A 21,841-nucleotide genomic window follows, 5' to 3' on the forward strand; every position below is an offset into this window, starting at 1 on the left:
AAACAGATTGGGCCCTCTTGGTAAGCATAAACCGGTTCTGGGCAATTCGGCGCGAAATTCACTCCCGCGATGGTCAGTGCAAAGTACAAATAAGAAGTGAGTCCTTGAGCGAATACTAATACTGCATCACTCTGAAGAATTTTTTACATCCGCTCCATGATAACCCTCAGGGACAATCTCCGGCCGCCGGGCCCACAATAGCTGGAATGAATTTATTCCTTGAGCCCTGACCAATACCGCGATCTCCCATGCACACAAATGTCATTCGTCGTTTAGCACCTCACCTCCGTCCACTATTGCGCAGCTGCACCACACCGATCATGCTGATAACCGTACTATCTACGGTAATGACAATGGTCTGGATTCCCGCCGGTGCAGCGACGTTGACTGATATATCTTCCGGCGAAGCCAAAAGCGTGCCGTCCCGACCAAGGATCGGACTGGTCCTCTCCGGTGGAGGCGCACGCGGTTACGCCCATCTGGGAGTACTAAAAGTACTTGAGCAATGGCATATTCCGATCGACTACGTTGCCGCCACCAGCATGGGGGCGGTAGTCGGTGGCCTATATGCTAGTGGATTGTCTGCAGATGCACTCGAAAAAAAATTATCCGAGATTAATTTGAGTGATATCGCCTTTGATCGAAATGATCGGGCAAAACTACCGCAGTCACAACGGGAAGATAACTTCCAATATCCGATTGGATTATCTGCCGGTTATGGCGGCGGCAAAGTTAAAATCGCCACGGGTTTGGTTCAAGGTAATCACCTGTTGACTGTGCTGCAAAACTGGACCGCACAACTGCCCGCCAACATCGACTTTGACCATTTACCCACCCCGTTTCGGACCGTCGCTACCGATCTCGGTACCGGTGAAGAGGTGGTCATAAAGTCTGGATCGTTGCCGCGCGCAATTCGTGCGAGCATGGCTGTACCTGGTTTATTCGCGCCTTTTAACATTGATGGTCGCACACTGGTCGATGGTGGTCTGGTCAGCAACTTGCCGGTTCAGCTAGCACGCGATATGGGGGCGGATATTATCATTGCGGTCAATATTGCCACGCCCTTACAGGATCCGTCCAACATCGAATCCCCAACGGCGGTTGCCCAGCAAATGGTGACTATACTCATTCGACAAAATGTAAAGGCGCAAAAAGCATTACTCAAAAAGAACGATATCCTGATTGAACCGGAGTTAGGTAATATGTCCTTCACCGACTTTTCGCGCGGTAAGGACGGCATCGACGCCGGCGCAAAGGCGACTGAGCAAATGCAGGCAAAACTGGCACCTTTGGCCTTGTCCGATACGCAATGGAAATTATTTCAGGCGAGTCGGCATCCAACCCAAACGCTCACGCCCGAGACGCGTATAGACGCGATCCACATCACAACCAAGGGTCCCGTACCCGCCGCGATCGTTCAGCGCCAGATTGGTGTGCATGAGGGTGATCGGTACGACGCTAGCGCACTGAATCAGGGTTTAGCCCGGCTGACCACCAATGGAGACTTCAAAAGCGTTACGCAAGAAATGGTCGTGGTCGATGGCCGCAATATCCTGAACGTCGATGCAGAAGCGAAAACATGGGGGCCTCAGTTTCTTCTGTTCGGCTTCGGTGTATCGAATAGTTTTGATGGTCGTGGCGGCTTCAACCTACAAATCGGCCATCGTTTTCCGTGGCTGACACAGAGCGGTTTGGAATGGCGCAACGATATTGTATTGGGCGACAAGCAAGTCAACTGGCGTTCGGAGTTACGACAACCAATCTGGGACACGCTCGGGTTATATGTCGCACCTTATGCGCAATATAGTCGCCGCCATGTGGACCTCTATCCCGATCAAGGTGCCAACGCCAATACTGTGCCATTGACTTCTTATGTCATCGATAGCGCCACAATAGGCGTTGATCTTGGCGTACCGATTGGGCGTTTGGGTGAGTTCCGGGCAGGCGTCAATTATCGACAACTCAATGCCCATCCGTTTTATAACATTCCCAGCGATTCCGGCAACCTGTTTCCGAGCCAGCAAGTTAAGCAAACCACTGCCCGCGCACAGGTCACCATTGACCAACTGGACGATGCCTTGTTCCCGCGGAAAGGCTATTATCTTTCCGCGATTACCGATGTGGCGTTCGGTGGGGCCGAAAATCGCTACAACGACGCCCAAATTAAAGCGTTATGGGCGATTAGCAGCGGCCGGCACACCATCAATCTGGCATTAGAAGGTGCTGGCGTCTACGGCGCCGACAATGCCAACGGCAGTATCGGAAATGGTGGCCTTGGCTTTACACTCGGCGGGTTTCAGCATTTATCGGCCTATGCGCCGGACCAATTTACGGGTAACTATTTAGCGTATGGCCGTATCACCTATCTTAACAATTTGCGCGAGTTTAAACTGCCGGGCCTGGACAATCCGGTATTCGGAACATCCCTGGAAGTGGGCGACGTCTGGCAAACCCGCGACAATGTTAATAAAGGGCCGTATAAAAAAAGCGCTAGCGTGTTTGTCGGCGGTAACAGTCTGATTGGCCCGGTCTACTTCGGTTTCGCCCTCGCGCCGCAAGGTGTCTGGAATCTATACCTGCAACTGGGGCGCGTGTTTTAGCTGTGCGTTGAACATGCTCAAGCATCATCTGTTTTTTGTGCACAGAGCATTCGATAGAGCGCAGTAGTCAGTTATGCCACCCGACTATCCCCACTGCATTATGCCGAGGCAAACGCGGCCATTGACAAGTTACTGCGTCCACCCTCGCCCGTAAAAATACGATCAATCAAAGGCGGATATTTTGGCACAGCCATCACGCCTTCCAATGCGATCTCCAGACGCCGGCGACCTGATGCAGTCATCGGAGTCATCGGCAATCTCAATACTTCCTGAATGCGATTCTGGAGTGCCAATGCAGCCTTTACCGGACCAGGATTCGGCTCCGAAAACAAGACGCGAATTAGCGGCAAAAGAGTGTCAAAAATAGCCCGCGCCTGTACCACTTGCCCCGCCTGCATTAGTTCATATAACTGCACATAAAGATCTGGACGAATATGCGCAGCGGCAGAAATGGCACCATGTCCACCGAGTAAAAACGTCGGTAAAATCAGGGTATCGTCACCGCAAAAAACTTGTAGGCCGGTATTTTCAATTAACTCGGTAAGTTGCAATACATCGCCGCCACTTTCTTTAATTGCACAAAATTGCGGGTTCTGTGCAAGCAACTCGACCGTCGTCAGAGTAATGTTCACCCCCGTGCGAGCGGGAATGTTGTAGATGATAATCGGCCGTTTAGTTTGGTCAGCCAGTGCTTGAAAGTGGCGCACTATTCCCAATTGGGAAGGCCGCACATAAGCGGGAGCCGAGATCAAATACCCTGCCAATGCACGGTGATCAAAACGGCACACTCTTTCCGCCAAAGCGCGGGTATCAGAGCCGCCGATACCCATCACAACCGGGCAGCGTCCGTCCGCCACTTCGATCACCGCATCCAATAGCAGGGCTTGCTCATCTTCCGATAACGTCGCGGCCTCACCGGTTGTACCACCCACGACCAAGCCGTGCACCCCGCCGTCGATCATGTGCGCAGCCAACCGCTGCATCGCATCCAGATCAAGCTGCTGATCAGACGATTGTGTAAAGGGAGACACCAAAGGTACCCAAATTTCGTTAAAAATAGACATGATTTCCTCGCTCAGTGAATACGATCAATATAACGATGCGGAGATATCCGTCGTCGCTGGCCGCCGCTTGGCCGGATTGATTTGGCCGAACTCGGCGCCGGGTAAACTCTCCATCACACGCGTCATAATTTGCCATACTGCTGATCTGCTCAATCCCAACCAAACCTTCGTCCTGGTTGCGTGCGCAGTCGGCTCAATCCGGATAAACGCCACGCACCCTCCGCAAGTCTCCATCACGACATGCCGCAGTTCCGTGACACAATCGGCGTTAACAGTCAGGTACATCACGCAATCCTGACGCAGGTCATCGCACCTGGGCGAATTTTGCGCATCTGCGCTTACTGGCTTTATGCTGGTCGCTACGACGACTGATGTTGCCATCTTTTGACGGAACAAACCGTTTGGAACGTTGTCGATTTTTGACCGCAAAAAAGTCTGGGCGTAAGAAAGCAGCGCATCAGGAAGCAGAGAAGTAAAGTTCTTAACTTCGGTCGACAGGATCTTGTTCATATATAACCCGCTTACGTGATGATCATGAATACAGGTTAATAGATCATACGTAAATATTCTCTAAAAATGACGCACCGCAGCGTAAAATTTACGTAAAAAATGACGTAGGTGGAGAGATTAGGTCAGCGCTGGAAGGTTGATGCCAGCGGAAGGTGTGATTCGATACTGGATCGACGGACGGTAATAAATGTGAACATCGGCGCGACTGCAACGCAAAAATATACTAGCCGAAATGAAAATAAATTTAAATCATCAGGGACACAGAAGGTGAAGTTGCCAGTTGAGGCAAGTCGCAAATGAGCCTACCGAGTCCCGCGGATTTTGCTGAGAACGCGAGAAATTATGAGCAAGAGGGCAAGAACGCCACAGTTGCCCGACTTCGGGTACCCGCAATAGCCGGCAACTCGCGCTCCCTTTTATTACAAATGTAAATGCGTACCGAAAAGCCCGATAACGCCGATTACGATCAAATATATCGCAATAATAAAGTTTAGAAGTCGTGGCATGACCAAAATAAGAACGCCTGCAAGTAGCGAAACCAACGGAACCATGGTGATGTGTATGTTCATAAAGAACCTCGTCAAATAAGGTGAAAATAAAGTGTTTGTCTCATCCGATTATCGTCGATTGCCGAGTTGCTTACCACCACCGTTCATATTTATACGCTGTATCGATGAAGGTTTTTTTGTGCTGTTTAACAAAAAAATGGTTACTGAAAAAAATACCCCGGTAACCATTTTTCTTATTCCTGATCAGTCTTTACTGCCGGAGAGATATCCCTTCAGGCATTTAACTATCATTCGTGTTTGGCGTCATCTTTCTTTTCTGAATGTGGATGTTCACCGCCTTCATGCGGCGCTTGTGGGTGCGGCTGTGCTTGCTGATGCGGTTGCTGAGCTTGCGGACGCTCCTGCTGTTGCGCAGGTGGTCGCGCTTGTGCCTGGGCGCGTTCCTGCTGTTGAACTTGCGCCCGCTGTTGCTGTTGCTGTTGCTGTTGCTGTTGCTGTTGCTGTTGCTGTTGCTGTTGCTGGGCTTGAGCGTGTTCTTGTTGCTGTACCTGCGCTTGACTCCGCTCTTGCTGCTGATGCTGTTGCTGCGCTTGCACCCGTTCTTGTTGCTGCTGCTGCTGCTGCTGCACCCGCTCTTGTTCTTGATGTTGATGTTGATGTTGCTGTTGCTGTTGCTGTTGCTGTTGCTGTTGCTGTTGCTGTTGCTGTTGCTGTTGGTGTTGGTGTTGCTGCTGCGCCCGCTCTTGCTCCTGTTGCGGACGCGCTTGTGGCTGCGCCCGATCTGGCGATCCTGCAGGTGGACGTTGTTCCAGACGGGCTGCGCCCGCTGCCGCCGCAGGCCCCGGTGGATGCGCGCCATCGGGCCTCGCCTGACCTTCCGATGCGGGGCGATTTTGTTGATTACTTTCGATGCGATCCTGATTAGGGCGGAATCTGCCGTTCTCTGCCGGATTGGTCTGAGAGCCACCCGGCCGTTGCGGATTTTGTTGAATATTCCCGCCGCCACCCGGCGCAACATGACTGAAATCGGGCTTACTCATTTTATTAAAATTCGGTGCCTGAGCCGCTGGTGCCGGAGCGCCGGCTCCCGGAGCGCCAGTTCCCGCTGCATTACGCTGTTCTGGCTGAGTGCGATTCATATTATTGAAATTCGGTTGTCCGGCTCTTGGTGCGCCCTCGGCAACGCCCGCACGTTGCTGGTTTTGGGGGGCAAAATTTGGCCGTGCAGCGTTATTTCCATTCGCAGCTCCGGCCTGAGTCGCATTCGGCGCAACATTGGTTGCCGCACGGTTACCGCCGCCAGGACCGGGAACAAAATTATTCGTCGTATTATTCCGGGTATTGACGCCATTGTTGTTGTTGGAATTATTGACGGAATTATTGTTATAGGTATTCGAGACCCGATTAACAATCGTTGTCGAGCGCGACACGTAAGTCGAATTGTTATACACGACAGCGGGTCGATGCCATCCTCCGCCATCCGGTCCGCCGTTGCCACGATCTCGGCTTCGGCCATCATCGCGGCCACCGTTGCCACCTCTATCGCCGCCCCATCGCATGCCCCACGAATTCCAGCCCCAGTTAGAATTACTGATCACGACGCCAACTGCCACGCCAATTCCAAAAGAAATAGCACCAGTTGTCACGACCTCTCCCGTACTATAACGTGGCGGCGGCGGCTCATAATTGTAGCCAGGGTAATAGGCCACCGGGTCACCGTATACGACCCGCGGATTGTAAGTCGGGACGTACACATAATCCGGCTCGGTTGGTTCAATCACAATCATGTCCGGCGGTGCAGGAATCACCTCTGGCCCTGAATATACTGGCGGTTCGCCCGGCTGCAACACATAGCCTTGCGGCGGCGTCTGATTGACTCGGGCTACGACGGCTATCTTTTGTTGCTTCGTGGTTTTAAGATTTCCGCTAGTGGAAGCGCGTTGACGCATGACCTGAATCGCGTTCATCACATCCGTCGGATCATTCACGTAAGCCGCGCCTAACGACGAAGTCCACTGAATATTCTTTGCCATTTGATCGAGTACTTGCGGGAACGTCGTTAAGCCTTTCACGCTGACATCCCAAGGTTGCTGGTTGGCTGCCGCGACCAAAGCAGGGCCTGTCAGAGTATTGTTCTGAGCCAGCCAGGCGTCCGCTGCAGTGATCTGATCCGGATAGGTGGAACCAGCCAAAACCTGGGCCACCAATTTATCCGGAAATAACGCGATTGGACCGACCATTTGATACAGCTGATCGGCAGTCGGCGGCACGTAAGCGGGCTTAGCCGGGGCCGCATCTGCAGCCGGTTGCGCCGGTACTTGCGTTTTATCGCAGCCTGCCAGCGGCAACATAGCCACACAAAGCGTGGTGCTGAGCATCAATGATAGTGTCTTTTTGTTTTTTAACATTTTGATCTCACAATAGTCGCAATGAATGCGGTTCAATTAGCAGAAAATTATCACTTAAGTTAGCACGTAAAATTGTGACCTTATCAAGAGGTTACAAAATATTGCATGTATTAAACTTATTTTAAGTGTAAAAATATCGCGCAAAACGAATTGCATTCCGCTTTAGAGCTTCACAAGAGGGGTTTGAACGGAACTTGCCACTACGCTCGGTTTTCCGCCCCCATTTCCAATAACTAACGTCGCTCGGGACGACCGGTTGACAGACTAATGGTGCAGCTGAGGGCGCGCGGAAAGGGAAAACCAACGGGTTCCATACATGCCGTGTAGCTTTTCGGTAGATGAATTTTCCGCCATGGAACTGGCTGCAGCGGCGAAATGCGCTTAAGCTTTAACAAAAAACGCCCCACTTCACATCGTCATTGCAAGCGACTTTATCACTTCAATCCGGTTCGATCTGGTGTCATCTGGTGGGGATATTTTTCGGAAGGTATTCTTCCGCTACTTCTAACGGATCTGACTTGACCATTCCTCCTGCTCTGCGTTCAGTGACGGAGTGATCTACATAGATGCCATGAAAATCAGGAAAGACTCTTGATTTTATGTGGCTGCGAGGCAGTTCGCGATAAGGCCAATGATTCCACGGCTGATGCCCGCATCCAAGCGGATCGGGACTGACCTGATCTGGAGGGAGCCCGAATAGTAGTGCCTTTCCATCTGGTAATTTTGAGAGCTCATTTCGCATCACCAACAACGCATCGTCGGATAAGCCACTCTCGATACCCAAGGGGTAACCGCCGCCGATATCGGCATGCGCCCCTGGAAAAAGCAACTGTGTAACGTTATTGCGTGCCTCCCATAATGTCGGCGTGAGGTCCGTCCTTTGTTCATCCAGCGATAGCGCATGAAAGCCATATTCGACGCGCTTATTAAGACAGCAGTCCGCAAACCGAAAAACATCAATCCGCCGATCCTCGCTATCGTATTGCGGAATACCCAAGGCACCAACCGTGTCCCAAGCCGCCACCGCTTGTATATCCACATTGACGATCATTTTGGACGCATCCGGGGCCTCTCGAAAAAATCCAGGAAGGACGGCTATTGTTTCTTCGAGTTTTTGTATAAAAGTTGCGCCGTTTCTTTGGCTGAGGCCTTTTATGTATTTGTACCAGACGGCACAACCTAACCGGTATGCTTCTTCTTTAGCTGCTTGGGTTGCGATTTGATTTATATTATGCGCCCCGCCGAGATCGTTTTTTTTCGCGTCGAGCAGACCCTGATCGAGGATCATTGAGGCTAACGCTCGCGCGGTGTATGCGCCACGACTAAAACCCAGCAAGAAGATACGATCTCCGACAACATAGTTTCGGGATATAAAGGTGTAACCGCGCACTATGCGGCTGACCATGCCAGCTCCAAACACGCCGCCGAGAAATTTATTTAGCCAATTTTTGGAATCGCCAACGCCGTCCATGTACTTGGAAACCTGACGTAGCACTCCACCGGGACCAATATCAAAGCGCTCCGCTTCACCCGCATAGTGGGCCGACTCAACGGTGTCAAGGCCAGCCAACCATTGGTAAAGCTTAAGGACATTGGTTGGTAAGGAAGGAACCGTGTCACCGTCCAACGACCGCCCAGGGCCGTTCCAGGTACCATCAGCGCAAAATACAATATTTTTCGACATCGCGACTCGCTTCCCCGACAAGAAATCAAATGAGATTGGCTGTCCATTTCGCCGGAAAACTCTACGCGGCGTAAGGCTCGTCAATACGTAACAAATACGTGCTGTTTCGATTTCTTATCCCCCTCAATCAGCGGGGAGAGGTGTGATCTACCTTCAGGAATGTAATCGCATTTCCTTTTTTGAGTTTAATGCAGAGTTAGAATATTAATTTGGGCTCCTCCGATGATTGCACAACACGAGAACTACCAACTAAAAGACATTTGTCACGAGTATCGTGATGATTGTGAGAAAGCAGAATGTCCGTCCATATTAATGGCAACCTGAAGCATGCGTTTTTTCGAAATAATACATACGCGTTTTTACGCACATCCTGGCGGCAGATGCGTCTCAAAAAATAGCCTCTTTAGAAATACAGGGATCTCGTAACAAACTATTTTCCATCGCTGGGTCGTGTATTCAACGGTGGATGATTAGCCGCACAGAACGTGGCGTCGGCAGCAGCCATGCATGATTCAAAAGCATCGGCGTCATCAGGGGAAGCGAACACATAATCCATGTCATCAACTTGAACTTCAGTTGGAGAAAGTCGAATGATTGCCATCGCTAACCTTTCAAATTTTAATTTCGTTGAACGTCAAATAAAGGAATAAATTTAACACACCACGCGATCCGGGCATCAAACGCGAATATTTTCTGGATTGACCGCGTCAATTACCCGGGCTTACTTCTGATTCGACAGTCCACGTTTTCCCCGGGTGATCAGGCCAACGTCCGCGCCATCAAAGCGGATCAATCTCAGGAACGGGGTCTTGAATTGGAATCGGGTGGCCCCCCGGCGGCGGATCTTGCACTGGCGGCGGCGTGTCTGGAATCGGCGTAGTCGGCGGGATTTCGTCCGGTGGTGGCTCTTGGGGGGTATGCATTTTTCACTCCTGGTCTGGGGGTGTGAAGGACCTCCTATTATGAACTACCTGCAAATCGAGTAGGCGCGATCCATGAAATTTTCCTTGGCAGACCCCGAATATCATTCACTCAGCTTCAATTTTTGAGTTGGTATTAGCCGGAAATGACAAGCAAAACGGCATATAAAATTGACACACTGAAACAACAGCCTACGTCTTTCGATGGACCACGCTGGCCAAGCTTGATTGTCAACCTCATACAAAAAGGCCTCCTCACCGAATGGTGAGGAGGCTCTTTCCAGGCAACCACTTTTGGCCATACGCAATATACGCAACCGTTAAAAAATGGTTGTCTTACGCGTAAATGCTAGTCCTTCGGAAAGTCAGCGCCAATGCTGGCATCATGCCACGCTTCGATTTGCTCTAGGCCATCTTTGAGCTTTTTGCTGACGGCGTCTACGCCAAACGCGCCGAGGACCAAATGATGTGGTGGATTGGTCGTTTCTGTAACACGTATCATCGCTGCTGCAGCCCGTTTTGGGTCGCCAGGTTGATCACCGCTAGATGCTGCTGTACGCTGCATGCGCACGCCTGCAGTATCCGCATAATCAGCGATCAAATTAGGGGTCTGCTTTAAGGAACGGCCTGCCCAATCGGTCCGGAACGGTCCAGGTTCAATGCAAGTCACATGAATGCCGAGCGGACCGACCTCTGCCGCCAAAGAGTCCGATAAACCCTCCACAGCGTGCTTGCTGGCGGCGTAATAACCTGAACCGGGATAGCCGACTTTGCCAGCCACAGAAGTAATATTCAATATATGCCCTTTGCGGCGCGCTCGCATGCCGGGAAGAACCGCCCGCGTTATCGCGAAAAGACCAAATACATTCGCGTCGAATTGGGCGCGGATTTCGGTTTCATCACCCTCCTCCACAGAAGACTGATAGCCATAACCAGCATTGTTCACCAGCACATCAATCGCGCCAAAGTGATCCTGCGCCGCTTTCACTGCCGCAGCGATTTGCGCTGAATCGGTCACATCCAGTGCCAAAGCCAAAGCGCGACCGCCGCTGTCAGATGCAAGATCAGCAACACGTTCCTGATCGCGCGCTGTCACAATCACGCGCCATCCGCGCGCCAAAACCTGCAAAGCTAATTCACGGCCAAATCCGGTTGAGCAGCCGGTGATGAACCAGACAGGCGTATTAGTGGGGGAAATCTTCGACGTCATTTGATACCTTTCGACAGTGGTTTAGCATGCGGCCAAACCTGTCGATCAAGTATACTGCAACGCCTTCCGGTCAACTTGTGCGCAGAGATTTGTCTATGGGGGGAAAGGAACCTGTACGCTATTTGAATATCGAAACATGCATAATCTATCGATATTTGGGAGGCGATATTTCCCACGACCGGCGTGTCGACCGAAGTTGAGTCGCTTTGTTAAAGTATCTGGCTTGCCAAATAATTAGGCTTTGGCGGTTCCTCGCGACTATGCGTGCAAATCACATCTGAAGATGACTCTTATACAAACCCGCAATGAGATCTGATTGGGTCACCATTCCTACCAATTTACCATCGTCATCTATGACCGGGATAGAATGCAAGCCGCGATCCGACATCAGAGGGACCAATTCCACGATTGCCTGACTCTCTCTCACAATAGTCACCTCTTTGAACATAATCTGTCCAACCACCTCTGGTTTGCTGGAATGCGCTCGCGGTATATAGCGTAAAAGCCGTCTCAGTTTGTTGGTCAGCTGACCGTAATGTCGGAGCTGGACATGTTTGATGAAATCGGCTTTCGTCACGATGCCGATCACATGTCGCCCTCTTCCTAATACGGGGAGGGCCGTTAATTTATGCTCACGTAACAAATTCCAGGCAATTAATAATTCAGTAGCGAAATCAACACTGACGACATCTCTGGACATTAACTCCTTGCAGGTAACGACACCAAATTTTCGTCGCGCCACTTCCATTTCAGTTTCAAGAAAAATCTTCTCCAGATCGGCTCGGCTAATATCCAGCACCTGGTTATAGCGACCCAATACAATATTCAGATCGTCCGAGGTAAAACCGAGCCGCGAAGTTGGATTCGGGTCTTTCAACGCATGCTGATTGCTGCTTTCTTTGAACGCAAGAGGAGGATAACGGCGTCCGGTTGCGTTATTAAAAAGGATGGCAGTGAGTAGCAGCAGAAAGGTATTCAGACCAACCGGAACGAGCAAAAATGTATAGCCCAGCTGATGGATTGCAGGACCGCCAAGGACTGCCGTCAGCGCCACCGCGCCGCTGGGCGGATGCAGGCAGCGCAACCAGAACATCGCGCCAATCGCCAATCCGACTGCTAACCCAGCCGCCAAAACGGGCTCCCCGATCAGCTTCGCACACGTTACTCCTATCAGTCCGGCACAAAGATTGCCCCCGACGATTGACCATGGCTGCGCCAGTGGGCTGGCTGGCACCGCAAACAGCAGCACCGCTGACGCTCCCATCGGCGCGATCAGCCATAACGCGCCCGATGAACTACCTAGCATCACAAAGCTGCACGCGCCGGTGAGCGTGATGCCGAGCAGCGCCCCGGAACAAGCCCGCATTCGTTCAAAGCGATTTACTGTGTCAAAACGCGTGAGGATATTCCACAACCATTCAATTTTTTTAGTAATCATTACTTGATATCTTTACCCTAGATAACGTTCCGAGCGACAGGTTAAGACTGATGCTCCCTGCAAAGCATCAGTCCAAATTTTTTTGCAAATAATATAACATCTTACAAACGATAAATTGCCATTAAAGCATTGAGAATTTTGACTACGCACCTCAATTCGTTTAGCTTGAATCCACACCGTCCAAGATGGTCTTTAGGGCTAATTCGGCGGATTCCCCAGGGAAATAAGTTTGAAAGAATTTATTGTACAATTGTCCGTGACGCTTCGTTTTCACATCAAGTCAACTTCAAAATCCAGTAATTCGTTTTCCCTGCAATCTTTCGCTTTTCTTGCTATCAACAGAGGACGGTTCATGCGCGTCGAATGGTTTGCTTTCCGCTTAGTCACTACCGCATCAGTTGCCGCGATCCTCACCGCATGCGGACAAAAACCCCCACCGCCGAAGCCCCAGCCCCCTGAGGTAGGTGTATTTTCCGTTCAACCGACGTCTGTGCCTGTCACCAGCGAATTGCCGGGCCGCACAAGCGCGTTTCTGGTCGCTCAGGTGCGTTCTCGGGTCGATGGCATTGTGCTACGTCGTGAATTTACGGAGGGTGCCGAGGTCAAGGCGGGGCAGCGCCTCTATAAGATCGATCCGGCTCCCTACATTGCCGCTCTGAACAATGCGAAAGCGACACTTTCCAAGGCCCAGGCCAATCTGGTCACCCAAAGCGCTCAGATAGCGCGCTACAAAATACTCGTCGCGGGCAATGCCGTAAGCAAGCAGGAATACGATAACGCGGTAGCCACCCAAGGGCAGGCCGCCGCCGATGTCGAATCCGGCAAGGCGTTGTTGCAGACCGCCGCCATTAATCTCGGTTACACCGATGTTACGTCGCCAGTCGCGGGCCGCACCGGGTTGTCCCAGGTCACTCCGGGCGCCTACGTTCAGGCCAGTCAAGCTACTCTGCTCACCACGGTGCAGCAACTTGATCCGGTCTATGTTGATATGGCCCAATCCAGCGTTGACGGCCTCAAGCTGCGGCGCCAGATACAAGAAGGACGTCTGCAAACCGGCGGTGCCAACGCTGCCAAGGTCAAACTGGTGCTGGAAGACGGCCGTGCCTACGCCGAAACCGGCAAACTCCAGTTCTCGGACGTCAGCGTCGATCCCGGCACGGGCTCGGTGACCGTACGCGCGATTTTCCCGAACAAAGACCGGGTATTGCTCCCAGGTATGTTTGTCCATGCCACCATTGACGAAGGCACGAACGATAAGGCGCTGATAGTCCCACAGATCGGCGTCACACACGATCAAAAGGGACAAGCGATCGCATTAGTGGTCGGCGCGGATAACAAGGTTGTGCGGAAGGTTCTGGTTACATCCGGCACCTACGGCAGCAATTGGGTAGTCGAAAGTGGCCTCACCCCAGGCGAGCGTGTCATCGTCAATGGTGTGGACAAAGCCAAACCCGGAACGACTGTCAAACCAGTTCCCGCCTTACTGCCGGCACCGGCAGTGTCTTCTCCCGCCGCAAATGGTCCGAATAATGCCAGCGGCGCACAGGGAGCGGCTTCCGCTCCCGATGCATCCGGCTCGAAATAACAAGGAGCCAGCTTCATGGCAAATTTCTTTATTGATCGCCCGATTTTTGCGTGGGTGATCGCCATCATCTTGATGTTGGCCGGGCTGGCATCGGTGTTCAACTTGCCGATCGCACAATATCCAACGATCGCCCCGCCCGCCATTCAGATTAGTGCAAACTATGCAGGCGCATCGGCTAGTACGGTAGAAAATACGGTTACGCAGGTTATCGAGCAGCAAATGAGCGGCCTCGACCACTTGCTTTACCTCTCTTCCTCCAGCGATGACTCCGGCACAGCCGTCATTACGTTGACATTTGCTCCTGGCACCAATGCGGATATTGCTCAGGTGCAGGTTCAAAACAAATTACAGCTCGCCACTCCTCTTCTGCCTCAGGCCGTGCAACAGAACGGTACCAAAGTCACCAAATCCAGCAGCAGCTTCCTGCTCGCTATGGCGTTCGTGTCCGAAGACGGCAGTATGGCGAGGAATGACCTGACTAACTATGTGGCCTCGAAGGTTCAGGATCAAATCAGCCGTATCGACGGGGTCGGTACAGTTCAGCTTTTCGGTTCTCAATACGCCATGCGTATCTGGCTTGACGCTACCAGGCTGACGAATTTCGCTCTGACACCACTAGATGTCAAGAATGCGGTAAGTGCCCAGAACGTACAGATTGCGGCGGGCAGTCTAGGTGGTACGCCGTCGGTCCCCGGCCAGATGTTGCAGGCCACCATTACCCAATCCACCCTGCTGCAAACGCCAGAACAGTTCGGCAATATTCTATTGAAAGTCAACGCCGACGGTTCGCAGGTGCGGATAAAAGATGTTGCACGCATCGAACTGGGTGCCGAAAACTACAACTTTGATACCAAATACAACGGCCAGCCAGCCGCTGGCTTTGGTATCCAGCTCGCCACTGGTGCCAACGCGCTGGATACGGCAAACGCAGTGCGCGCCAAGATCGATCAACTCTCGAAATATTTTCCGCAGGGTATGGCGGTGAAATATCCGTATGACACGACGCCCTTCGTCAAGCTGTCCATCGAAGAAGTGTTCAAAACCTTACTCGAAGGCATCGTGCTGGTGTTCCTGGTGATGTACCTGTTTTTGCAAAACCTGCGCGCCACGCTGATTCCTACGATTGCCGTGCCCGTCGTTCTGTTAGGGACCTTTGCGATTATGTCGACGGTCGGGTTCTCCATCAACGTGCTCTCGATGTTCGGCCTGGTATTAGCCATCGGACTGTTGGTGGACGATGCAATTGTGGTGGTAGAAAACGTTGAGCGAATAATGGCCGAAGAGGGCTTGTCGCCTCGGGACGCCACCCGCAAAGCGATGGGACAGATCACCGGCGCATTGATCGGCGTAGCGTTAGTGTTATCGGCCGTGTTCGTGCCGGTAGCTTTCTCCAGCGGTTCCGTCGGCGCCATTTATCGACAATTTTCGCTCACGATCGTGGCGGCGATGATCTTGTCCGTGCTGGTGGCATTGATACTGACGCCAGCATTGTGCGCAACGCTTCTTAAGCCGATTCCACAAGGTCACCACGAAGAGAAAACCGGTTTCTTCGGCTGGTTTAACCGTACCTTTAACAAAAGCCAACAAAAGTATCATAGCAGCGTGACCCATGTTATCCAGCGTTCAGGCCGCTGGCTGATTATCTACGTAGCAATCATCGTCGTGGTTGGACTATTGTTTGTAAAGATGCCTAAATCATTCCTGCCGGACGAAGACCAAGGCACGATGTTCGTGCTGGTGCAAACCCCCACCGGTTCCACCCAGGAACGCACGGCCAAGGCACTCTCCGATGTGACTAATTATTTGCTGAAGGACGAAAAGAGTATCGTCAACGCGACCTTCTCTCTCAATGGCTTCAGTTTCGCGGCGCGCGGCCAAAACTCCGGTCTGGTATTCGTCCAGATGAAGGACTACAAAGACCGCCAGGCTGCGGATCAAAAAGTCCAGGCGCTGGTGGGTCGGATGTTTAAACATTTCGGCACGTATAAAGACGCGACCATTATTCCGGTTAGTCCTCCGTCCATTCCCGAACTCGGCACAGCTTCCGGCTTCGATCTGGAATTGGTGGATCAGGCGGGAGTCGGTCACGAAAAATTGATGGAAGCGCGCGATATGTTGCTAGGCCTGGCGGCAAAAGATCCCACGCTGGCATTGGTGCGTCCTAACGGTTTGAGCGATACCCCGCAGTTCAAGGTGAATATTGATCGTGAAAAAGCCAACGCGCTGGGCGTTGCGGCCTCAGACATTGACCAGACCTTCTCCATTGCCTGGGGTGCGTCGTACGTCAATAACTTCCTCGACACCGATAACCGGATCAAGAAAGTGTTCGTGCAAGGCGACGCTCCGTTCCGCATGAGTCCCGAAGATATCGATAAATGGTACGTGCGAAATGCCACCGGAGGAATGGTGCCGTTCACGGCTTTTGCCACCGGTTCATGGATCTACGGCTCGCCCAAGCTCGAACGCTACAACGGTGTGTCATCAGTCGAAATTCAAGGCGCTGCTGCGCCCGGAAAATCGACGGGACAAGCGATGGAAGCGATTGAAGCGATTGCCGCCAAACTGCCGGCTGGTATTGGTTACGAATGGACCGGTCTGTCCAAGCAAGAGCGGCAGTCTGGCTCGCAGGCGCCACTACTTTACGCCATCTCGATTCTGGTCGTATTTTTGAGCCTCGCGGCACTCTATGAAAGTTGGTCGATTCCCTTCTCGGTCATCATGGTGGTGCCGCTGGGCGTATTGGGCGCCCTCATTGCGGTCGCGCTGCGTGGATTGGAAAACGACGTATTCTTCCAGGTTGGTCTGCTCACCACGGTAGGGCTCTCAGCGAAAAATGCTATTCTGATCGTCGAGTTCGCCCGTGACTTACGGATGCAGGGAATGAGTACAGTCGAAGCCGCCATCGAAGCGGCGCGCTTGCGATTGCGCCCAATTTTAATGACATCGCTTGCGTTTATTCTGGGCGTACTGCCCCTTGCACTCAGTAACGGCGCAGGTTCGGCCAGCCAACATGCGATTGGTACGGGCGTGATCGGCGGGATGCTGACTGCGACCTTCCTGGCGATTTTCATGATCCCGATGTTCTTTGTCGTTATCAGTCAAATCGGCAAGGGTAAGAACAAAGACAAGCCGACACCCGCACCGTCCGGCGACGGTGGCGGTGACGCTGGTATTGTAAGAGAGGGACACTGACATGCTAAAACGCTCTCTCCTCGTGACCGCGGTCGCGATCCTGGCCGCAGGTTGCTCACTGCAGCCGGCTTATCAACGTCCTGACGCGCCGGTTGCATCGTCGTTTCCTGCTGGTGGCGTGTATGACGCGCAACCGGACGGAGCGACCCCGGCGACCACAAACAGCGATACAGGCAGTGCCAAAGGCCTGACTGCCGCCGATATCGGCTGGCGTAACTTCTTCTCCGATCCGCGCTTGCAAAAGATCGAAGAACTCGCGCTAAAAAACAATCGCGACTTGCGCGTATCGATGCTTAACGTAGAAGCGGCGCAGGCCCGCTATCAAGTCACCCGCGCCGGATTGTTTCCATCAATCGGTGCCAGCGCGTCAAAAGACAGAACGCGCACGCCTCTGGATCTTTCACCTACCGGTGTGACGCTCTCAACTACCTATTCGGTCGGACTGAATGCATCATGGGAGATCGATTTCTTTGGCCGCATCCGTAGCCTGAAAGATCAGGCGCTCGCCCAATACCTTTCCACGGCCGAGGCCCGCAAGGCAGCAGAAATATCCTTATTGTCTGCTGTCGCTGCGCAATATCTGACCATGCTCGCCTACGATGACCAATTGGTAGTGACCAGAAATACGCTGACCAATACGCAGGAATCGTTCCGCATCAGCAAATTGCAGTTCGATACTGGCACCGGATCGGAACTCGATCTGCGCCAGGCGCAGGGTATTCTGGAACAGGCATCGGCCAACCTGCAATCGCAAATGCGGCTGCGGGCACAGGCAGAAAATGCGCTGGTCCTTCTGGTCGGCCAGCCGCTACCCGCCGATCTTCCTACGGGTCTGACGCTCGATAGCCAAAATTTGCTCACCGATATCCCCGCTGGCTTGCCTTCCGATCTGCTGGTACGACGCCCGGATATCGCAGCGGCCGAACAAACCCTTATTAGCGCGAATGCCAATATTGGCGCTGCACGCGCGGCGTTCTTCCCCGAGATTTCACTCACCGGAACGCTTGGCACCTTATCGCCATCGTTCGGTGGGTTGTTTAATTCAGGGTCCCGGGCCTGGTCGTTCATGCCGCAGATCTCGCTACCGATCTTTAGTGGCGGTGCCAACACAGCGAACCTGGAATTAGCGCAAGTTGAAAAACGCATCGAAATCGCCAATTATCAAAAGGCGATCCAGACTGCATTCCGCGAAGTAGCCGACGGACTGGCTGCCCGAGGGACCTACGACAGCCAGATCGCATCTCTCGAGCGTTATACACAATCCCAAAGCCGCCGACTGGAGCTATCGGATCTGCGGTATCGCAATGGCGTGGACAACTATCTAAGCGTGCTGACAGCGCAAACCGATCTGTACAACGCACAACTTATCCTGATAACTGCGCGTTTGCAACGCCTGACCAATCTCGTCGATTTATATCAATATTTAGGAGGTGGATGGATTGAGCACACCGGTGATCAGCCACGTCCGGCGGATGCCGTGGGTGATTACAGGATCGATAAAAAGCCGACTACCAACACAATGGCTCCCACAAAGTAAATCGTTTGATGACCGCCTGATCACTCGTTGCCCGTCGAGCCGAGGTGTTGCTGTTCATGGTGTCAAAAACAACGCAATAGGCCCATCATTTTTTGCGGGCCTTACCTTCGCGGGCAACCTGAATCTCGCTTGCCGAAGCTTGTTTTTCTTGTTCCTTCCCTACTCTGACAGTCGTCGGCGTTACCGCTAACGCGACATGTAAAACCACGTCCGGTTCCGCTGCAATAAATCCTTCAAATGCATTTAGCAGATCAATCATTACCGGTTCGCCGAAGGCTTGCTCAATATATTTATATTGCAGATCAATTAAGGGGGCAATCTCACGAATAAGCTGATCGCCGCTTGGCGCCAACCGCACCAGCATGCGCCGTCGATCATCGGCAACCCGCCTGCGACAAACCAGGCCCACCTCCTCCATACGCGCCAGGACGCCGGTCATGCTGGAACTCAATATTTGGCACATATCACATAGCTCCCGCGGCTCTAACTGCCCATGTTCATCCAGCAAACGCAAAATTCTCCACTGCTGCTCAGTCACACCGAAGTGATTCAGAATTGGTCGAAAGTGAGACATCAAGCGGTCCCGTGCTTTCAGAAAAAGTTGTGGTAGATTTTTATAAGCGATCCGATGTTTCAAACCACCCTCCTTTCAAGTGCTTAGTGTTTTAAAGATGACCAGAATCAGGTCAGACAGTAATTAACCACTTCAAGCGGCGCTGGAACATTCTCGTCATCTAATGATTCACGCAGGTTAATTTCAATTGTCCGACAAATCGCGTCCAACGGCAGGTCATTGGATTCCAACCCAAATGGCTCTTCAATCTCGTCCCCCAATGCATCCAGACCATAAAAAGTATATGAAACAATAGCGACCACAAAGGGCGTCATAAAGCCAATCGAATCGACTAGCCCAAACGGTAAAAGGAAGCAGTAAAGGTAAGCTGTGCGATGCAATAGCAGCGTATAGGAAAAAGGAATCGGCGTACCTTTGATACGCTCGCACGAAGCCGCCGCGGCCGCCATCGAAGACAAGGTGGCATCAATCTCGCCAGCCAGACATGGCGCAATTCGTCCTTCCTTTAAACACCGCTGTAAATCCAACCCCATTCTCAGCATCAGAAAATCTGGTTTGTTGGATGACTTGTCGATCTTGTTCCATTCAGACTCAACGAGAAAGCCCTTCAGCTCGGTATCGACATTGCAACCGCGCAGATGGTGTCGTACAGCATGTGCGAAAGCGATCGCCCGATAGATCATACGTACCCGAGTATCCGCCAGGCCAAGGCTTGCTGCGGCAGGCTCCGGGTAGGAAATTAGGCTTTGACACTGACGCGACAAACTGCGGCTTCTATGTACCAGTTCGCCCCATAATTTGCGCCCTTCCCAAAACCGGTCATACGCAGCATTGTTCCTAAATCCCAAAAAAATTGCTATCGGCAGCCCGATTAAAGTAAAGGGAATCGTCGTCAGTGTAATTTTCAAGTCAAACAGATCACCATGCTTGAGAGTCACCAAAATGGCAACCACGGAGTTGAAGATCAACGACGGCATAATTCGCGGCATCACTGATCCACGAAGCACAAAAAACAGTCTGAACCCGGACGGACGGTCTCTGATAATCATTTGAAATCTCTATTGTATTAATTTACTAACATGTGAGTGATTATAATGACGATTGTGTTTGCACGTCAATGCGTAATCAGGAGGAAACGAGACAAAACTCTTAAGATAGCGGGAGATCGAACGGATCAATGTTTGGTGGCCGCATTGCTGAGGGGAATTTGTATCTTTGAGGGAATCAATGTCCTCAATAAATAGGGTTTAAAACCGTCCGGATACCGAGCATCATTTCTAATGTCTATCGAGAGTTAGATTTGTGAATAAGTGACTTCGCATAGCGTTGTAATCTCATAAAATTTGTGTCATTAATCAGTCAAGAATGTGTCTGAAATTACCTCAACGAAATTTCAAAAAAATATTATTTTTTTCTTCAAAAAATATGAATCCACGCAAAAATTGCGCGCGTATACCCCTCTAGCAAAAACTTAACCTGTGGAGTGATTGAACTTCAAAAGTTCAGGGTGATGCTATTGCTCAAAACCATTTTAGAAAAAGGAAATTCAATTTCGATAGAAATATCACGTTGATAGTTGCGTCTTACGAATATCTAATCTCAAGGAGAAATATTATGTCTGACAAAAATTTAACAATTGAACTACTCGAAAAACGTGGCGAAAAATTAGCAAAACGGCGTACGTTTTTTAAAAATATCGGAGGCCTTAGCGTAGGTATGGTGGCTGGCTCCATGCTCACAGCTTGCGGTGGCGGCGTCTCCAGCGCAATCGCGCAAATGGCAGTTCCCACGGACATTGACATTCTAAACTTCGCCCTTAATCTGGAATATCTGGAAGCGCAGTTTTACTCCTACGCTGTATTCGGTACGGGGCTTCCGGCGGCCATGTTAACCGGCACCGGCACGCAAGGAGCCGTGGTCGGCGGCCAGCAGGTTCCGTTTGCAGATCCGTTGGTCGCACAATACGCAAAAGAAATTGCTAAAGATGAACTTGCGCACGTAGGTTTTCTGCGCGCCGCTCTGGGTTCTGCTGCCGTAGCGCAACCGGCACTGGACGTCGGCGGCACGGATCCTAACGGTGCGTTTTCGCAAGCCGCACGCGCCGCTGGATTGGTGCCCGCAGGAGTAGCATTTAATCCCTACGCGAGCGATGCAAACTTCCTGCTCGGTGCATTCATCTTTGAAGACGTCGGCGTTACTGCATATAAGGGCGCTTCCCCCTTAATAGAGAACAAAACATTCCTCGAAGCTGCAGCCGGAATTCTGGCGGCCGAGGCCTATCACGCATCACTGGTCAGAACGGTACTGTACTCGAAAGGCATCACCACCACGCCAGCGTTGATCAGCTCTGCGAATGCCATCTCCGGCGCTCGGAACAGCCTCAATGGTAACAACGGTAAAGACCAGGGCATTACCAATGCGACCGATCCGACGATGTCCAACATCGTCCCTCTCGATAGCAATGGGCTTGCATTCAGCCGCAGCGCCGGTGACGTGCTGAACATCGCTTATCTGACCAAACAGTCGGTCACCATGGGTGGCTTTTTCCCAAAAGGTGCGAATGGTAAGCTCAACATGAGTAGCCAGTTTTAACCTTCCCCTGATCGCCGA

At 51.8% G+C, this 21,841-nt stretch carries 15 protein-coding genes; 5 read left to right on the forward strand and 10 right to left on the reverse strand.

The genetic code is table 11. The features are described 5' to 3' along the window. The first annotated feature begins 320 nt into the window (after positions 1–320). A complete protein-coding gene (locus JQN73_RS05185) occupies positions 321–2,600 on the forward strand; it encodes a patatin-like phospholipase family protein (protein ID WP_240162438.1) in 2,280 nt (759 codons plus the stop codon). Positions 2,601–2,698: 98 nt separating this feature from the next. Here the strand turns inward: JQN73_RS05185 and dapA are convergent, their stop codons facing one another. From dapA to JQN73_RS05225, 8 genes are all read right to left on the reverse strand, one after another. After that, complete coding sequence (dapA, locus tag JQN73_RS05190) at positions 2,699–3,664, reverse strand: 4-hydroxy-tetrahydrodipicolinate synthase (protein ID WP_205322057.1); 966 nt, start codon at positions 3,662–3,664, stop codon at positions 2,699–2,701. 24 nt (positions 3,665–3,688) lie between these two features. Next, entirely contained in the window at positions 3,689–4,174 is a 486-nt protein-coding gene (locus tag JQN73_RS22420; RefSeq protein ID WP_240162439.1) for a hypothetical protein, read from the reverse strand. A gap of 419 nt (positions 4,175–4,593) precedes the next feature. Then, positions 4,594–4,743 (reverse strand): DUF3096 domain-containing protein, encoded by a 150-nt coding sequence (locus JQN73_RS05200; protein ID WP_205322058.1) that lies wholly within the window; start codon positions 4,741–4,743, stop codon positions 4,594–4,596. Positions 4,744–4,970: 227 nt separating this feature from the next. After that, a complete protein-coding gene (locus JQN73_RS05205) occupies positions 4,971–7,091 on the reverse strand; it encodes a DUF3300 domain-containing protein (protein WP_205322059.1) in 2,121 nt (706 codons plus the stop codon). Positions 7,092–7,551: 460 nt separating this feature from the next. Beyond that, the gene (locus JQN73_RS05210) at positions 7,552–8,775 is read right to left on the reverse strand and encodes a DUF2235 domain-containing protein (RefSeq protein ID WP_205322060.1); all 1,224 of its coding nucleotides are present in this window, start codon (positions 8,773–8,775) and stop codon (positions 7,552–7,554) included. Between the two features lie 779 nt (positions 8,776–9,554). Next, positions 9,555–9,698, reverse strand: a complete 144-nt coding sequence (locus JQN73_RS05215; protein ID WP_205322061.1) for a hypothetical protein — start codon at positions 9,696–9,698, stop codon at positions 9,555–9,557. 346 nt (positions 9,699–10,044) lie between these two features. Next, positions 10,045–10,905: an oxidoreductase gene (locus JQN73_RS05220; RefSeq protein WP_205322062.1), complete on the reverse strand. Its 861-nt coding sequence runs from the start codon at positions 10,903–10,905 to the stop codon at positions 10,045–10,047. A gap of 271 nt (positions 10,906–11,176) precedes the next feature. Then, positions 11,177–12,343 (reverse strand): HPP family protein, encoded by a 1,167-nt coding sequence (locus tag JQN73_RS05225; RefSeq protein ID WP_205322063.1) that lies wholly within the window; start codon positions 12,341–12,343, stop codon positions 11,177–11,179. Positions 12,344–12,695: 352 nt separating this feature from the next. Between JQN73_RS05225 and JQN73_RS05230 the strand changes: the two genes are divergently transcribed. From JQN73_RS05230 to JQN73_RS05240, 3 genes are read left to right on the forward strand one after another with little or no spacing between them, the layout of a single operon-like run. Beyond that, a complete protein-coding gene (locus JQN73_RS05230) occupies positions 12,696–13,928 on the forward strand; it encodes an efflux RND transporter periplasmic adaptor subunit (RefSeq protein ID WP_205322064.1) in 1,233 nt (410 codons plus the stop codon). A gap of 15 nt (positions 13,929–13,943) precedes the next feature. Further along, on the forward strand, positions 13,944–17,120 hold the full coding sequence (locus tag JQN73_RS05235) for an efflux RND transporter permease subunit (protein WP_205322065.1): 3,177 nt from the start codon (positions 13,944–13,946) through the stop codon (positions 17,118–17,120). 1 nt (position 17,121) lies between these two features. After that, on the forward strand, positions 17,122–18,657 hold the full coding sequence (locus tag JQN73_RS05240) for an efflux transporter outer membrane subunit (RefSeq protein ID WP_205322066.1): 1,536 nt from the start codon (positions 17,122–17,124) through the stop codon (positions 18,655–18,657). A gap of 85 nt (positions 18,658–18,742) precedes the next feature. Here JQN73_RS05240 and hpaR read toward each other — a convergent pair whose 3' ends face one another. After that, the gene (hpaR, locus tag JQN73_RS05245) at positions 18,743–19,294 is read right to left on the reverse strand and encodes a homoprotocatechuate degradation operon regulator HpaR (RefSeq protein WP_205322067.1); all 552 of its coding nucleotides are present in this window, start codon (positions 19,292–19,294) and stop codon (positions 18,743–18,745) included. A gap of 44 nt (positions 19,295–19,338) precedes the next feature. After that, a complete protein-coding gene (locus JQN73_RS05250; protein ID WP_205322068.1) occupies positions 19,339–20,280 on the reverse strand; it encodes a bestrophin family protein in 942 nt (313 codons plus the stop codon). A 565-nt stretch (positions 20,281–20,845) separates the two neighbouring features. On the opposite strand from JQN73_RS05250, the gene JQN73_RS05255 reads away from it, so the two are divergent. Further along, the gene (locus JQN73_RS05255; RefSeq protein WP_205322069.1) at positions 20,846–21,823 is read left to right on the forward strand and encodes a ferritin-like domain-containing protein; all 978 of its coding nucleotides are present in this window, start codon (positions 20,846–20,848) and stop codon (positions 21,821–21,823) included. Positions 21,824–21,841 lie beyond the last annotated feature (18 nt).

This window comes from Glaciimonas sp. PAMC28666 (genome assembly GCF_016917355.1).
Classification (GTDB): Bacteria; Pseudomonadota; Gammaproteobacteria; order Burkholderiales; family Burkholderiaceae_D; genus Glaciimonas.

What these genes read in the sequence shown, in the direction of transcription:
- JQN73_RS05185 (WP_240162438.1), top strand. Translation starts at nt 321, where the DNA reads ATGCTGATAACCGTACTATCTACGGTAATGACAATGGTCTGGATTCCC.
- dapA (WP_205322057.1), bottom strand. Translation starts at nt 3,664, where the DNA reads ATGTCTATTTTTAACGAAATTTGGGTACCTTTGGTGTCTCCCTTTACA.
- JQN73_RS22420 (WP_240162439.1), bottom strand. Translation starts at nt 4,174, where the DNA reads ATGAACAAGATCCTGTCGACCGAAGTTAAGAACTTTACTTCTCTGCTT.
- JQN73_RS05200 (WP_205322058.1), bottom strand. Translation starts at nt 4,743, where the DNA reads ATGAACATACACATCACCATGGTTCCGTTGGTTTCGCTACTTGCAGGC.
- JQN73_RS05205 (WP_205322059.1), bottom strand. Translation starts at nt 7,091, where the DNA reads ATGTTAAAAAACAAAAAGACACTATCATTGATGCTCAGCACCACGCTT.
- JQN73_RS05210 (WP_205322060.1), bottom strand. Translation starts at nt 8,775, where the DNA reads ATGTCGAAAAATATTGTATTTTGCGCTGATGGTACCTGGAACGGCCCT.
- JQN73_RS05215 (WP_205322061.1), bottom strand. Translation starts at nt 9,698, where the DNA reads ATGCATACCCCCCAAGAGCCACCACCGGACGAAATCCCGCCGACTACG.
- JQN73_RS05220 (WP_205322062.1), bottom strand. Translation starts at nt 10,905, where the DNA reads ATGACGTCGAAGATTTCCCCCACTAATACGCCTGTCTGGTTCATCACC.
- JQN73_RS05225 (WP_205322063.1), bottom strand. Translation starts at nt 12,343, where the DNA reads ATGATTACTAAAAAAATTGAATGGTTGTGGAATATCCTCACGCGTTTT.
- JQN73_RS05230 (WP_205322064.1), top strand. Translation starts at nt 12,696, where the DNA reads ATGCGCGTCGAATGGTTTGCTTTCCGCTTAGTCACTACCGCATCAGTT.
- JQN73_RS05235 (WP_205322065.1), top strand. Translation starts at nt 13,944, where the DNA reads ATGGCAAATTTCTTTATTGATCGCCCGATTTTTGCGTGGGTGATCGCC.
- JQN73_RS05240 (WP_205322066.1), top strand. Translation starts at nt 17,122, where the DNA reads ATGCTAAAACGCTCTCTCCTCGTGACCGCGGTCGCGATCCTGGCCGCA.
- JQN73_RS05250 (WP_205322068.1), bottom strand. Translation starts at nt 20,280, where the DNA reads ATGATTATCAGAGACCGTCCGTCCGGGTTCAGACTGTTTTTTGTGCTT.
- JQN73_RS05255 (WP_205322069.1), top strand. Translation starts at nt 20,846, where the DNA reads ATGTCTGACAAAAATTTAACAATTGAACTACTCGAAAAACGTGGCGAA.